Here is a 13,981-nt window from a genome sequence, read left to right on the forward strand (position 1 = left end):
CGCATGCGCGCGCTCCCGTATGGCCGCCGGAAGCGCTGCGCGCCCCTCCCGCGGGGAAGCGGTCGCGCAGGGACGGGAGGGTAGTCGGGTGAATTCGGGGATCGAGTCGCAACGCTGGGACGTCATCGTCGTCGGCACCGGCATGGGTGGGGCGACCGCGGGTCATGCGCTCGCGCGCCATGGGCTGAAGGTGCTCTTCATCGAAAAGGGGCGCTCGCCCGGGGCGCCGGCCGCCATCCTCGGGGGCTACCCCGAGGACGAAGTCGGCAGTCCCTTCCCGCCCACGCCCGAAAGGCTCGACGGCCTGCGCAGGGGCGGGCGCGAGTGGGAGCGTATCGTCGATGCCGGCAAACGCCGGCGCACGAGCCACATCCCTTTCATCGGCTCGGGGGTCGGTGGTTCGAGTGCCCTGTACGGCATGGCGATGGAGCGCTTCTTTCCTGCCGACTTCGCTCCCGCCGAGTGTTTCCCCGAGGGGGCGTCGGAGAGCACCCTGCCGCAGCGCTGGCCGATTGCCTACGAGGATCTGCTGCCCTACTACGCGCACGCCGAGGCGCTCTATCGCGTGCGCGGCAGCCCCGATCCCCTGCGTGGTGCCGGCTTCTCGCCGGCCTACCTCGATCCCGCCCCGCTCTCGCCCTGCGCTGACGAACTCGCGTGCTGGCTGCGCGCAGCGGGGATGCACCCCTACCGCCTGCCGCTCGCCTGCGAGTTCGTGCCCGAATGCGCGTGCTGCCAGAGCTACCTGTGCGCGCGCGGTTGCAAGAACGACGCCGGGCGGATCTGCGTCGAGCCGGCCATGCGCGAACATGGCGCCAGCCTGCTCGATGCCTGCGAGGTCGTCCGCCTCGAGGCCTCGGCGCAGCGTGTGGAGGGGGTGGTGTGCCGGCGCGAGGGGCGCTGCTTCACCCTGCGTGCGCGCACGGTGGTGCTGGCCGCCGGTGCCCTGCACACGCCCCGCCTGCTGCTGGCCTCGGCCAGCGCCGAGTGGCCGCGCGGGCTGGCGAACCGCAGCGGCCTCGTCGGCCGCAACCTCATGCGCCACTACGTCGATCTCTACGTGATCCGGCCGCGGACGGCGCCGGGCGCGCAAGCAGCGTGGAAGGAGATCGCGTTCAACGACTTCTATCACGAGGCGGGCGGGGGCAAGCTCGGCTCGGTGCAGGATTTCGGCGCGCTGCCGCCGGTGGATCATGTGCTCGACGTGCTCGCCGACGACATCGCCCAGGGTCATGGCGCGCTCGCCGGCCTGCTGTTCCGCCCGCTCCGGCCCCTCATCGGGCGTTACCTCGGGCGCCGGCTTGCGGGCAGCCGCATCCTCGCGGCCCTCATGGAGGACCTGCCCTATGCCGACAACCGCGTAGAACTCGGCGCGGATGGCGGTATCGAGCTCCACTACCGGCTGCATGCGGCGGAACGCCAACGCATCGCGCGCATGCGCAGCAGGATGAAGGCCTTGCTCGAACCTTACCGGCCGATGCTGATCAAGCAGGCCGAGAGCAACGAGCGTCTCGCCCACGCCTGCGGCACCTGCCGCTTCGGCGAGGATGCGCGCACGAGCGTGCTGGACCCGTCCAACCGGGCGCACGATGTGGACAATCTCTACGTGGTCGATGCCTCGTTCTTCCCGTCGAGTGCGGGCATCAACCCCAGCCTGACCATCGCCGCCAATGCCCTGAGGGTCGCGGATGCGATCGCTCGGGCCATGGCCCAGGGGAGTGCATCGCCGTGACGAGCGAAATCGAATGCCTGATCTGCGGCTACCGCAGCGTTGCGCCCGGCGCGGGTGAGCTGGGGGCCTGCCGCGGCAACACCGAGCGCTTCAGCGCGGTCTCGCACCACCTGTGGAAGTGTCCGCGCTGCGCCAGCATCCACAACATCGACCCGGTGGACTTCGCCGACCTCTATCGCGACTACCCGCTCAACCAGCGCCGCCTGGACGTGTTCGCGCGCGGAACGCTGCGCAACCTGCTGCGCCGGCTCGAGCACGCGGGGCTCGCCAGGGACGCGTCCATCCTCGACTACGGCTGCGGCAACGGGGTGTTCATCGACTACCTCAGGCAGCGCGGCTACGCCGACGTCCGCGGCTACGACCCCCATGTCCCCGCGTTCGCGCGCCGGCCCGAGCGCCAGTTCGACTGCGTGGTCGCCAACGACGTCATCGAGCACGTCGCCGACCCGCGCGCCACCATCGCCGACTTCTCCGCCCTGGTGCGCCCGGGCGGGCTGCTCTACATCGGCACGGCGGATTCCGAGCCGGTGCGCATGGACGACCTCGAACCGCATCTGATGCGTCTGCATCAGCCCTTCCACCGTGTGATCGTCACCGAGCGGTCGCTGCATCGCCTCGCGGCCGAGACCGGCTACGCCATGGTGGCGCACTGGCGGCGTTCGTACATGGATACCCTGCTGCCTTTTGCCAACTACCGCTTCCTGGACGAATTCAGCCGTGCGCTCGGCCACGTCCTCGAGCGCTCGTTTCATCCTTCCGCATCGCGGGTGATGTTCCGTCGGCCGCGTCTATGGCTTTACGCCTTCCTGGGCTATTTCAGACCAAGCGCGTACGAGCCCGCGGTGCTGTTGCGTCGGCCACCCGTCGCGGTGGCCGGCCCGGAAATTACACAGGAGTCGCAACAATGAAGATGAACTGGGTGGAGAAGTTCCTCATGAACAATCCGATCCGTGCCGCGTTCCACGTCCATGTGGAGGCCCCGCTGCTAGAACGCCTCGGTGGCCGCACCGAGGGGCTGCGCGTGCTCGAGGTGGGTTGCGGGCGTGGCGTGGGGACCGAACAGATCTTTCGTCGCTTCGGCGCCGCTTCGGTGTTCGCGATGGACATCGATGAGGACATGGTGGCGCGCGCGCGCGCGCGGCTGAAGGACATTCCGCCCGAGCGCCTGCGCGTAGAGGTCGGCGACGTGACCGCGATCGACGCCGAGGATGCGAGCTTCGACGCCGTGTTCGATTTCGCGATCATTCATCACGTGCCCGACTGGCAGGCCGCGGTCGCCGAGATCCGTCGCGTGCTCAAGCCGGGCGGGCGCTTCTACTTCGAGGAGGTCACCCGGCACGCGCTCGACAAGTGGTCCTATCGCTTCTTCATGGAGCATCCCACCGAGAACCGCTTCACCGCGGCCGAGTTCATCCGCGAGGTCGAGCGCCAGGGCATGATCGTCGGCAGCGACTACACCGAGCGCGGGGGCGGGGACTTCGTGTTCGGCGTGGGCCGCGTGGCGCCCGAGGCGGGCTGAGGATCTCGCGCGCGTGCCGACAAATGATGCACGCGCCGGGGGCGGGAAATGAAAAAGGGGGAAGGCTTTCGCCTTCCCCCTTTCATCCACGCCCGCTTCGGTCGGGTCAGGCCGCCTTGCGGCGACGCAGCGCAGCCAGGCCCGCCATGCCCAGGCCCAGCAGCGCCAGGCTGCCCGGTTCCGGAACGGTGCGCTGCACTTCCACGCGGTTACCCGCACGGATGGTCAGGTTGTATTGACCGGAACTCAGATTGCCCGTCTGAGCGGCGAACTTGGAGAACACCCCGCTGGCGTACGGGCTCGAAGCGGTCACGTCGTCACCGGGCGAGAGCGCGGTGGCACTGACGTTCAGGCTCTCGCCGTCGAGCGTTTCCGTACCGCCGAAGATCCCACCAGCCAGGCCATCGGGCGCCCAGGCAAACGTCGGCACGAGATCACCGACCTTCGTCAGCGTGATGCTGAAGTCGATGGACGCCTTGGCGAAGGAGGCCGGGTTGGCGAGGGCCAGGGGATCGAGGAGGGCCCTCAGGAAGGGGTCCGCTTCGAAGTAGAAGCCGAGCGCGCAAGTGTTGGTGCCGTCGCCGCACGAACCGCCTGCAGTCACGCTCATCGTGAACAGCGCGGACGACGAGTTGTCCGCGCTGGCCTGGCCATAGCCGATCGAACCGATGTTGGCCTCGACGCCACTGCGTGCCGAGATGGTGGTCGTCGGCGAAGTCTGCTCGCTCAGCACGATCGCATCACCCCAGGCATAGTTGCTGCCGCTGGCGCCGACGAGGTTGTAGTAACCGCCGGTCACGTCCTCGTTCGCGCGTACGATCCCGCCGCTTTGCGCGACTGCATCGGGCAGCGGGCCGGTGTCCGAGCTGTTGGTGCCGGAGCCGTTCAGGCTGTACGACGCGGTCGAGGTGGCGGACGGGAAGTTGACCGTCAGCAAGGGCGAGGTGAAGTTCGTCGAACCATTGACCAGCGGGTTGATGAAGCCGGCCTGGAGGTTGTGAGTCGAGACGGCATAGGCTGCGGCGTGGGCGTTGGCTGCTGCGCCGAGGCCAAGCGCTACCAGGCTGGTTGCCAGGATTAGCGGCTTGAATTTGGTTTTCATGATGGAAACCCTCGTAGATCGGTTGTGTTGAATTTAAGCCTCGCTTCCGAAGCTTCGCTGTTATTAAGCAGGTACCGTGCCTGAAATAAAAAAACCTGGAAAAACAAGCTTGTGTATTGGCGTGGCAGCTTTTTTGGGTAGGCAGTACGACTCGAGTGTAAAAAAAACCGACACTCCTCTGGCCGCTCGGGGCCGTTCAAGCCTGCGACCGGGCGCCGCGAGCATGCCTGCTTGCGACGAGGCGGAGCAGGTGATCGGCGAGGAGGGACTCGCCCTCGCGTTCGTGGTGGGCTGTCTGCAGCAGGCGGGCGCGTCGTGCGAAGCCGTCCTCGCCGAGCAGGCGGGTGACTGCGCGTGCGACGAGCGCCGGCGACACACGGTCGCCGCGGACCAGCAGCCCGGCACCGAAGGCCTCGATTGCCTGCATGTTGAGGAACTGGTCCATGTTCACCGCCACGCCGAGTACCGGCGTGCCATGGCCAAGCGCCTGGTTGGTCGTGGGGCTGCCACCGTTGCAGATCACCAACTGCGCCTGCGCACACGCGGCGTCGCCGGGCAGGAACTCGAACACGCGCGCCGACGAGGCCGCGAGTGCGGCCGGCACCGGCTTGCCGGCCGTGGAGACGAGCGCGTCGCAGCCGCAGGCCTCGAGTGCCGCGACGATGGTGGAGAGCGCGCCGATGTCGCCGGAGCTGCCCATGCTCACATAGACCAGCGGCTTGCCGGTCGGGGCAGCATCGAAGGCCGCCGGCGCGGGGGGCGACCACGCGAGCGGGCCCAGGAATGCGGCGTCGTCGCGCGGGACGAGCTCGGGAAAGAGCGCGGGGAAGTTCGCGAACAGGCGCAGGTCGGCGTCGGTGTAGCAGCGCCGCAGGTCGTGGCCGAGCGTGGGCAGGCCGTGACGGGCGCGCAGGCGCTCGAGCGGTACGGTGTGCAGGCGCATCGCGAGCGGCGAGAGCGCGTCGAACAGCAGGCGGGCGAGCGGGATGGGCGTGAAGCGGGTGAAGGGCAGAACCGGCAGCACCGCGCGCAAGGGGCGTTCCGGGCTCCAGTAGGCGTCGCAGATGGTGACGTAGGGGACGTCGCGCAAGCGGGCGCTCACCGACAGCGACAGGCGAAAATCGCCCACGACCACGTCGGGCTCGATGGCGTCGATCAGGGCCAGGTCGTCGACGACGTAGCGCTCGAGCGTCGCGGTGTCGTAGAGCGGCAGGCCGCGCGCGAGGCGCTGCGCGAAGACGGCAGAGTCCTGGCACGCCAGCGTGCGGGTGTCCGCATTTCCTCCATCGCTGACCCAGGCATAGGACGCCGGGCGGGCGAGGGTCGCCTCGAAGCGCGCGGGGTCGAGGCTCGCGGTCAGCAGAGCGGGGCGCGCGACGTGGGCGAGGGTGGCGCCTTCGGCGAAGAACAGGATCCTGAGCCGGGTCTCGGACATTCGGCCGCTCCGCGGGTCGTTCGGGGCCATGAGGATAGCGCAGGGACGACCTCGCCTGCGAAACTGCCGCAGGGAGCGTTCGATCTCCGCGACGACCCCGCCTCGGCACCGGATGCGGTGCTTGCCCGGTCGGGGCCGGCTTGCGGCGAGCGGGTGGAAGAGGACCGCAGGCGAGAGCGCTGCAGGCGAGAGAACTGCAAGTCGACAGGGCTTCAAATCGCGATGGCGGCAGCTCGACTTGCGAGCGTGCCGCCATCCTGTTCAGCTTTCCGCACGTGTCCGATCCCCGGCGCGGGAGTCCGCGCGAGCGGACCCCGCGGGGGGCTGGAGACTCATGCGCGACGGCGACGCGTACCGCCCCACAGGCCGATCATGCCGATGCCCAGCAGCGCGAGCACACCGGGTTCGGGCACGCGGTCGAGGTTGCTGGCGGTCGACAGGAAGACCTGTTCGTAGCCATTGTTGAGCGAACGGCCCGTGCAATCGGCTTGATTGACGACGCCCGGATCGCAACCCAGGCGCAGGTTGACGTTCATGCTGTAACCGGTGATGTTGCCGGCGAACAGGGTGACCAGCTGCTGGTCGAGCTCGGGGAACACGATCGCGTAGGCGGCCTGGTTGGCGCCGAGGTTGGCGTCGAAGGTCTTGGCCACTTTCGACGGATCGGCGGTGCAGGAAATGAGCGCACCATTCGTATCCAGGCACTGCTTGCCACCGGACAGGATGTAGTCCGTTGCCGCGTTGGTTCCGATCAGCGGGTTGTCGAGCGCGCCGGCGTGGGTGTAAGCGAACGGGCTGCCATTGATCGTACCGCCGCCGCCATCGGCGATGGTCGCGAACTTGCCGCCCCGGTTGGTGAGGTCGTAGACGCCGATCACGGCGCCCGTCGCGTCGCGCAGCGTGATCTGCGCCCAGCCGGCGAGCCCTTCGTCCACCGCGCCGCCGCTCTTGGTCTGGTTGTTGTTGAAGAAGAAGATCAGGCTGTTGTCGGTGCCCATGAAGTTCTTGAGCGCGGTCAGCGACACGTCCCAGGTGCCGGCGCCGTCGCCGGTGAACTCCCCCGCCCCGTTCGGGTCGGCTACCGTGCCGGTGCTGAAATAGGGATTGCCGTCGGCGTTCGGTGTCGGGTAGGCATCGTCCATGCCCGACATGTTCGTCGTTGCCGGGTTGCTGCTGGTGCCGGTGCCGATCACGGTCAGGTCCTTGATCGCGCCGGGCGTCGAGTCGATGTAGTAGGGATTGCCCGGGCCGACGCCGCCGCCGTTTACCTGGTCAAAGATGTAGGCGTTGTACTGCAGCAGGAAGGAATTGCCGTCGCCGTACGTGACCCACGGGCAGGCGCCTCCACAGGTCAGGTCGAGTGCGGCCGCCGGGGCCGATGCCAGCATCCCGGTGCCGAGCAGGCCTGCCAAGGCCATCGCGCGTTTGATCTTCATGCTGTCCTCCACTTGAGCAAGCCTTCGAATGAAGGTCTCCTCTGGGATGAAGCATTTACCGTGCCGGTTATTTAAAACGTTAAAAATCAATAATTTGAAAATTATGCGAAATGACTTTGTAAAAAAACCGACACTTTTGGCTGAATTCGACTGGGAAATCAGCAATTCACCATGTTGTCCCGATGCACCAGTTCGGGTTCGTCGAGGTAGCCGATCAGGCTCGCGATCTCGGCGGTGGGCTTGCGCGCGATGCGCCGGCATTCCGACGCGGAGTAGTTCACCAGCCCGCGCGCGATCTCCTCGCCGGCCAGGTTGCGGCAGGCCACCACCGCGCCGCGCTCGAAATCCCCGCGTACCTCGACCACACCCACCGGCAGCAGGCTCTTGCCACCCCGCAAGGCCGCCACCGCGCCGTCGTCGATGACGAGGTCGCCGGCGAGCTGCAGGTGGTCGGCCAGCCACTGCTTGCGCGCCTGCAGCGGCGTGCTGCTGGCGTAGAGCAGGGTACCGAGCGCCTCGCCGGCGGCCAGGCGCAGGATGGGGTCGGGCTCGCGGCCGCTGGCGATGCAGGTGTGCGCCCCGCTGCGCGCGGCGCGCTGGGCGGCGCGGATCTTGGTGATCATGCCCCCCTTGCTGATCGCGCTCCCCGAGCCGCCGGCCATGGCTTCGTACTGGCGGTCCTCGGCGCGGCCCTCGCCGATCAGTGTCGCGGCCGGGTCCTTGCGCGGGTCGGCGGTGTACAGGCCCTGCTGGTCGGTGAGGATGATCAGCGCCTCGGCTTCGATCAGGTTGGCGACGAGCGCGCCGAGGGTGTCGTTGTCGCCGAACTTGATCTCGTCGGTGACCACGGTGTCGTTCTCGTTGATGATCGGCACCACGCCGAGCGCGAGCAGGGTGGTGAGCGTGCTGCGTGCGTTGAGGTAGCGGCTGCGGTCGGCGAGATCCTCGTGGGTGAGCAGGATCTGCGCGGTGTGCAGGCCGTGGCGCGAGAAGGCCTTCTCGTAGGCTTCCACCAGCCCCATCTGGCCGACCGCGGCAGCGGCCTGCAGCTTGCTCATCTCGGTCGGTCGCTTCGCCCAGCCCAGGCGCTGCATGCCGGCGGCGATCGCGCCCGAGGACACGAGCGCGACCTCGCGGCCCTGGGCGCGCAGCGCGGCGATCTGGCGCGCCCAGGCGTCGAGCGCGTCCTTGTCGAGACCGGCGCCGTTGTTGGTGACGAGTGCGGAGCCGACCTTGACCACGAGGCGGCGGGCGTTGCGGAGCTTGGTTCTCATCGGGGTGCGTGCGGGCAGCGGATAGGGTGGGGGGCGGAATCAGGCAATTGCGTGCCGTCCGCCAGGCCGGCGGCACGCGGAATCAGGTCAGCGCGACGGCGGGGAGTCGTCCTCTTCGGAGTCGAGCGCATCCTCGGGCCGTTCGTCGTCTTCGTCGAGCAGGGCTTCGCGCTCGTAGGCGGCGTCGGCTGCCGCGCGCGCGGCCTCGGCCGCGGCGAGACGAGCGGCCTCGGCGGCGACGCGCTCGGCGCGCTCGGCCTCGATGCGGGCGCGCTCGGCGTCGAGCAGGTCCTGGATCGCGAAGATCAGCGCCTGGGTGCCTTCGCCCTTCATGGCGGAGATCTGGAAGTGGCGTTCGACCGGCCCGTAGGCTTCGAGGAAGGCGGCCACGCGTTCGGCGCGCTCTTCCTCGGGGATGAGGTCGAGCTTGTTGAGCACCAGCCAGCGCGGCTTGTTGTACAGCGCCTCGTCGTACTTGCGCAGCTCCTCGGCGATGGCCTTGGCGTCCGCGACCGGATCGGCCTCGGGATCGAAGGGGGCGAGGTCGACCAGGTGCAGCAGCAGGTGGGTGCGCTGCAGGTGGCGCAGGAATTGGTGGCCCAGCCCGGCGCCCTCGGCCGCGCCCTCGATCAGGCCGGGGATGTCGGCGATCACGAAGCTGCGCGCCTCGCTGGTGCGCACCACGCCGAGGTTGGGTGCGAGCGTGGTGAAGGGGTAGTCGGCGACCTTGGGCTTGGCCGCGGAGACGCTGCGGATGAAGGTGGACTTGCCGGCGTTGGGCATGCCGAGCAGGCCGACGTCGGCGAGCACCTTGAGCTCCAGGTGCAGGTTGCGGTACTCGCCTTCCTGGCCCATCGTCTTCTTGCGCGGGGCGCGGTTGGTGCTGGACTTGAAGTGGATGTTGCCCAGGCCGCCGCGGCCGCCCTGGGCGATGAGTACGGTCTTGCCGTCCTCATCGAGGTCGGCGACGAGCTCGCCGCTGTCGAGGTCCTTGATCACCGTGCCGACCGGGAAGCGCAGCGTGATGTCGTCGCCGCCCTTGCCGTAGCAGTCGCGGCTGCCGCCGTTCTCGCCGCGCTCGGCGCGGAAGCTGCGGGTGTAGCGATAGTCGATCAGGGTGTTGAGGTTGCGGTCGGCCACGGCGTACACGCTGCCGCCACGGCCGCCGTCGCCACCGCTCGGGCCGCCCTTGGGGATGTACTTCTCGCGGCGGAAGGTGGCCGCGCCGTTGCCGCCGTCGCCGGCGTACACCTCGATGCGGGCTTCGTCAAAGAACTTCATGCCTGATCAACCTCTTGGCGGGGCAGGCCGGCAGGCGCACCCCGAAAATGAAAAAGCCCTACCACCGGGATAGGGCTTTCGATGCTGCGATGCGAACCGGAGCGCGCGATCAGGCCGCTTCCGGCACGATGATCACGGTACGACGACGCGACGGGCCCTTGACCGCGAACTGCACGACGCCGTTCTTGAGCGCGAACAGGGTGTGGTCCTTGCCGATGCCGACGTTGTCGCCAGGGTGGTATTCGGTGCCGCGCTGGCGAACGATGATGTTGCCGGCGAGCACGAACTGGCCACCGTAGCGCTTGACGCCGAGGCGTTTCGATTCCGAGTCGCGGCCGTTACGCGAACTACCGCCAGCTTTTTTGTGTGCCATGTCGGATTACCCCCTGCGCCTTAGGCCGAGATCGCTTCGATACGAAGCTCGGTGTAGTTCTGACGATGCCCCTGGTGCTTCTGGTAGTGCTTGCGGCGGCGCATCTTGAAAATCTTGATCTTGTCGTGACGGCCGTGGGAGACCACGGTCGCCTTGACGGAAGCTCCGGCCACAACGGGCGTGCCGATCTTGACGGCATCGCCTTCACCGACCATGAAGACCTGGTCGATGGTGATCTCGGAACCCACGTCGGCCGGTATCTGTTCTACCTTGATCTTTTCGCCGGCAGCGACGCGATACTGCTTGCCACCGGTTTTTATCACCGCGTACATGGTGTTGCTCCAGTTGATGGGTCTGCGAAGAATCGCGCACTATACGAACACGCGGCAGGAAAGTCAATGAAAACAATGTCCGGACCTGCGTTCCCAGCGTATCCGGGCACATGTAAGAAAATCCGGCACTCACGGGGCAGGGGCGCTCGCCGCGGGCCCTGCCGCGGCCAGGGCCGGCTGCAGGGCGTCCAGGGCCTGTTGCTCCGTGCGATAGTTCGAATGCATGCCGATGCGCGCCCACACGCCGTCGCGCTCCATGGCGTCGATCACCTGCTTCTTGAGTCCGCAGAAGGCGATCGTCTGACCCTGGCCGTGGAAGCGCTCGACCAGGCTGGCGAGGGTGTGCAGGCCGGTGGCGTCGATCGCGTTGATGCCGGCGGCCGAGACCAGCACGACGCGCACGCTCTCCTGCGCGCGCGCGGCGCCGAGCATGGCGTCCTCGAAGGTGGCGGCGGTGACGAAACTGAGCGGACCGTCAAAACGCAGGATCACCAGCCGGGGATGCGGGTGGTGCAGGCCGAAGCGCTCGCGGTCGCGGTAGGTGCCGTCCTCGTGCAGGCCGAGCAGCGCCACGCGCGGACGCATGCCGCGATACACCAGCAGCGCGAGCGACAGGATCAGGCCGGTGAACACCCCGTTCTGGATGTTGGGCGCGAAGGCGAGGGTGGCGAGGAAGGTGACCGCCGCGGCGGCGCCGTCGTCGCGGCTCGCACGCCAGGCGCGCCGCATCACTCCGGTGTCGATCAGTCCGGCGACCGCCTGCAGGATGATCGCCGCCAGCACCGGCTTGGGCAGGTGCCACAGCAGCGGGGTGAACCACAGCAGGGCGGCCAGCACGAAGGCGGCGGTGACCAGCGAGGACAGGCCGGTGCGCGCCTCGTTGGCGTAATTTAGCGCCGAGCGCGAGAACGAGGCGCTCACCGGCAGGCCGCCGGTGAAGGCGGCGGCGAGCTTGCCCAGGCCCTGGCCGACGAGCTCCTGGTCCTGGTTCCAAGGCTGGCGGGTGCGGCCGCAGATCAGCTTGGCGCTCGAGGCCGCCTCCATGAAGCTCACCATGGCCACCACGAAGGCGGCCGGCAGCAGCGCGGCGATCAGCTCCGGGCGCAGCGGCGGCAGGCTGAAGCCGGGCAGGCCGGCCGGCACTGCGCCCACCACCGCACCGCCTTGGGCAGCGAAGCCGGTCCAGGCCGATAGCGCGATCGTCGCCGCCACCACCAGCGGCACGCCGGGCAAGCGCGGCCACAGGCGCTTGAGCCCCACCAGCACGGCCAGGCTGCCGACGCCGAAGGCCGCCGCGGCGGGCTGCAGTGCGTCGAGCCCGCCGAGCGCACGCACGAAATCGACCAGCAGGTGATCGGAGTGCGGCATGGCCAAGCCGAGTAGCGGAGGGATCTGGGTCAGGCAGATGATCAGCGCGGCGGCGTTGACGAAGCCCATCAGCACCGGCACCGACAGCAGATTGAGCAGCCAGCCCAGGCGCAGCACACCGAGCGCGAGCTGGATCAAACCCGACAGCAGCGCCAGCAGCAGGGCGAGCCCGACGAGGTCGCCCCCGGCGGTCGCGCCCAGCGGCAGGATGCTCGCGCCCACGAGCAGGCTGGTGAGCGCCACCGGCCCGGTGGAGAGCTGGCCGCAGGAACCGAACAGCGCAGCGACCACCGCCGGCAGCAGCGCGGCGTAGAGGCCGATGTGCGGCGGCAGCCCGGCGAGCTTGGCGTAGGCGAGCGCCTGCGGAATCAGCACCAGCGCGACCGTGATGCCGGCGACGAGGTCGCCGCGCAGCCCATGCTCGCGCCATTGCGCAGGCCAGGCGAGGAAGGGCAGGTGCGGATGTGGGGAGGGCATCGGCCGGAGGATTCCCGAGGGCGGGGGGGTGTGGCCCCCTGTCGTCCGGGGGATTCCATCTTAGCCGTGAAACGGGGGGCGGCCCAGGCGCCCGAAAAGAATTCGGGCAGCGGCGCGGGACGCGCGGCTGCCCGAAGTGGAGCCGGCAGGGCCGGATCCGGACGAGGCTCGGTGAGGGTTTTCGCTGCCGCGGTGGCCGCGATGCCTCAGGACTTGCGGGAGCGGCGGGCGGCCGCGAAACCCAGCAGACCCGAGCCGAGCAGCGCCAGGGTGCCGGGTTCCGGCACGCGTTGCGTCGCCAGGCGGGTGCTGATGAAGACCTGTTCGAAGTTGTTGTCCTGCGACACCGCGGTGCCGTAACCGGCGCAGGAGTCGTTTCCCTGCGTGTTGATGGTGAATGGCGGGCTGACGCAGCCGTAGCGCAGGTCGACCCGCATCACGTAGTCATCGAGGTTCGAGCCCGCTGCCATCAGGCCACCGATGAAATCGTCGAGCTCGGGAATGGTGATCGCGTAGGGGGCCTGGTTCTCGCCGAGGTTGTGGTTGATCGCATCGAAGCTGCCGGCGCTGGCGGTGGTGCAATCGACCAGCGCGCTGGTGTTCTCGTCGACGCACACCTGGCCGCCCGACATGGCGAAGTCGGTGATCTCGGGGGCGTTGCCCTCGCTGGTATAGAGCGTGACGTCACCATACGGGACACCGCCTCCGACCGGCGGGGGGCCGTAACCCGGGGCGGGCAGGTCGCCGATGCCGTCGCCGTCGCGCTGTTCGCTCGTGCGCGGGTCGTTGGTCACGTCGAAGGTCTTGTAGACCGTCGTGCCGGCGAGGTTGGTCAGGGTCACGCGGGCCCAGACGGCGAGGTTCTGCGTCAGGCCGTCGTTGCTGTTGGGCTCGTTGTTCACGAAGAAGAACGTCATCAGGTTCTTCGAGAAGTCGAAGCTCTGGTCGAGTGCGCCGAGCGTCGCATCCCAGGTGTTGGTCTTGTCGCCGGTGAAGGTGGCGTTCTTGTTGCCGTCGCTGCCCGGCTCGTTGGCGGAGGTCATCGTGAAGAACAGCTCGTTGTTCGCCGCGTCGAAGGCGTCGTCGATGTTCGCGTTCTCGTTGTCGATGTGGCCGCCGGCCCCCTGGACGATGTAGATGCGCGGGTCGGTCTCACTCGCACCCGGGGAGCCCTTGACGTTGTAAGGACAGCCGGGGCCGTATTCAAAGCCGCAGGCGAAATAATTGGCCACCGCCAGCGAATAGCTGTTGCCATCGCCGTACGTGACGTAACCGAGCCCGTTCAGATTGACCAAGGCTGCCGACGCAGACGATGCGCCGAGCGCGGCGAGCATTGCGACGACCAGGTTTTTGGCTTTCATGGCACTCCCTCCTACAGGTGTATGGAGATCTCGTAGCAAATCGTGTGCCAATAATGCAAGTATCTGTTTTTTAGATATTTTAATTTTTAGATTTTTCTTCTTCAGCAGCCTGTGTAAAAAAATCGACACCCGGATCCAGCCTACTTGTGGAGATCCGAACGGGTTCCAAGCGAAGGGATATGCGAAAGGCAATTCCTTTGCGGCGCCTTTTCCGATGGCCATGGAAAGTAACTCGGAGTTGCCGATGTACTATGAAAAATTAATTCGATAAATGCCTGAAGAATAATTGCG

General features: G+C 67.7%; 12 protein-coding genes. 3 read left to right on the forward strand and 9 right to left on the reverse strand.

Annotated elements, in window-relative coordinates; all coding sequences use genetic code 11:
* The first annotated feature begins 88 nt into the window (after positions 1-88).
* The 3 genes from PO78_RS15905 to PO78_RS15915 are packed head-to-tail and all read left to right on the forward strand — an operon-like array spanning position 89 to position 3,251.
* The gene (locus PO78_RS15905) at positions 89-1,732 is read left to right on the forward strand and encodes a GMC oxidoreductase (RefSeq protein WP_043745124.1); all 1,644 of its coding nucleotides are present in this window, start codon (positions 89-91) and stop codon (positions 1,730-1,732) included.
* The gene (locus PO78_RS15910; RefSeq protein ID WP_043745129.1) at positions 1,729-2,640 is read left to right on the forward strand and encodes a class I SAM-dependent methyltransferase; all 912 of its coding nucleotides are present in this window, start codon (positions 1,729-1,731) and stop codon (positions 2,638-2,640) included. The genes PO78_RS15905 and PO78_RS15910 overlap by 4 nt, the downstream gene beginning before the upstream one ends.
* Entirely contained in the window at positions 2,637-3,251 is a 615-nt protein-coding gene (locus PO78_RS15915) for a class I SAM-dependent methyltransferase (RefSeq protein WP_043745131.1), read from the forward strand. Before PO78_RS15910 ends, PO78_RS15915 begins: the two co-directional genes overlap by 4 nt.
* A 106-nt stretch (positions 3,252-3,357) precedes the next feature.
* Here PO78_RS15915 and PO78_RS22945 read toward each other — a convergent pair whose 3' ends face one another.
* The 9 genes from PO78_RS22945 to PO78_RS15960 all read right to left on the reverse strand — a co-directional run bounded on the left by PO78_RS22945 (position 3,358) and on the right by PO78_RS15960 (position 13,690).
* The gene (locus PO78_RS22945; RefSeq protein WP_043745134.1) at positions 3,358-4,353 is read right to left on the reverse strand and encodes an EDSAP-1 family PEP-CTERM protein; all 996 of its coding nucleotides are present in this window, start codon (positions 4,351-4,353) and stop codon (positions 3,358-3,360) included.
* Positions 4,354-4,549: 196 nt separating this feature from the next.
* Complete coding sequence (locus PO78_RS15925; protein ID WP_052484435.1) at positions 4,550-5,788, reverse strand: nucleotide disphospho-sugar-binding domain-containing protein; 1,239 nt, start codon at positions 5,786-5,788, stop codon at positions 4,550-4,552.
* Between the two features lie 332 nt (positions 5,789-6,120).
* Positions 6,121-7,224, reverse strand: coding sequence for a PEP-CTERM sorting domain-containing protein (locus PO78_RS15930; RefSeq protein ID WP_043745138.1), 1,104 nt, complete (start codon positions 7,222-7,224; stop codon positions 6,121-6,123).
* Positions 7,225-7,382: 158 nt separating this feature from the next.
* Positions 7,383-8,498, reverse strand: a complete 1,116-nt coding sequence (proB, locus tag PO78_RS15935; protein ID WP_043745141.1) for a glutamate 5-kinase — start codon at positions 8,496-8,498, stop codon at positions 7,383-7,385.
* An 87-nt stretch (positions 8,499-8,585) separates the two neighbouring features.
* Positions 8,586-9,779, reverse strand: coding sequence for an Obg family GTPase CgtA (gene cgtA, locus PO78_RS15940; protein WP_043745143.1), 1,194 nt, complete (start codon positions 9,777-9,779; stop codon positions 8,586-8,588).
* 109 nt (positions 9,780-9,888) lie between these two features.
* Positions 9,889-10,152 (reverse strand): 50S ribosomal protein L27, encoded by a 264-nt coding sequence (gene rpmA / locus PO78_RS15945; RefSeq protein ID WP_004322888.1) that lies wholly within the window; start codon positions 10,150-10,152, stop codon positions 9,889-9,891.
* Between the two features lie 20 nt (positions 10,153-10,172).
* On the reverse strand, positions 10,173-10,484 hold the full coding sequence (rplU, locus tag PO78_RS15950; RefSeq protein WP_004322886.1) for a 50S ribosomal protein L21: 312 nt from the start codon (positions 10,482-10,484) through the stop codon (positions 10,173-10,175).
* Between the two features lie 129 nt (positions 10,485-10,613).
* The gene (locus PO78_RS15955) at positions 10,614-12,329 is read right to left on the reverse strand and encodes a SulP family inorganic anion transporter (RefSeq protein ID WP_043745145.1); all 1,716 of its coding nucleotides are present in this window, start codon (positions 12,327-12,329) and stop codon (positions 10,614-10,616) included.
* A gap of 206 nt (positions 12,330-12,535) precedes the next feature.
* Positions 12,536-13,690 carry a PEP-CTERM sorting domain-containing protein gene (locus PO78_RS15960; protein ID WP_043745148.1) on the reverse strand — a complete coding sequence of 385 codons (1,155 nt, stop codon included), beginning with the start codon at positions 13,688-13,690 and terminating at the stop codon, positions 12,536-12,538.
* Between the last annotated feature and the right edge of the window lie 291 nt (positions 13,691-13,981).

It is taken from the genome of Thauera sp. SWB20 (genome assembly GCF_000831325.1).
In the GTDB taxonomy this organism is placed as follows: Bacteria; Pseudomonadota; Gammaproteobacteria; order Burkholderiales; family Rhodocyclaceae; genus Thauera; species Thauera aminoaromatica.

Excerpts from the sequence above, each read along its gene's own strand:
- PO78_RS15915 (WP_043745131.1), top strand. The coding sequence starts at position 2,637 with ATGAAGATGAACTGGGTGGAGAAGTTCCTCATGAACAATCCGATCCGT.
- PO78_RS22945 (WP_043745134.1), bottom strand. The coding sequence starts at position 4,353 with ATGAAAACCAAATTCAAGCCGCTAATCCTGGCAACCAGCCTGGTAGCG.
- PO78_RS15925 (WP_052484435.1), bottom strand. The coding sequence starts at position 5,788 with ATGTCCGAGACCCGGCTCAGGATCCTGTTCTTCGCCGAAGGCGCCACC.
- PO78_RS15930 (WP_043745138.1), bottom strand. The coding sequence starts at position 7,224 with ATGAAGATCAAACGCGCGATGGCCTTGGCAGGCCTGCTCGGCACCGGG.
- proB (WP_043745141.1), bottom strand. The coding sequence starts at position 8,498 with ATGAGAACCAAGCTCCGCAACGCCCGCCGCCTCGTGGTCAAGGTCGGC.
- cgtA (WP_043745143.1), bottom strand. The coding sequence starts at position 9,779 with ATGAAGTTCTTTGACGAAGCCCGCATCGAGGTGTACGCCGGCGACGGC.
- rpmA (WP_004322888.1), bottom strand. The coding sequence starts at position 10,152 with ATGGCACACAAAAAAGCTGGCGGTAGTTCGCGTAACGGCCGCGACTCG.
- rplU (WP_004322886.1), bottom strand. The coding sequence starts at position 10,484 with ATGTACGCGGTGATAAAAACCGGTGGCAAGCAGTATCGCGTCGCTGCC.
- PO78_RS15955 (WP_043745145.1), bottom strand. The coding sequence starts at position 12,329 with ATGCCCTCCCCACATCCGCACCTGCCCTTCCTCGCCTGGCCTGCGCAA.
- PO78_RS15960 (WP_043745148.1), bottom strand. The coding sequence starts at position 13,690 with ATGAAAGCCAAAAACCTGGTCGTCGCAATGCTCGCCGCGCTCGGCGCA.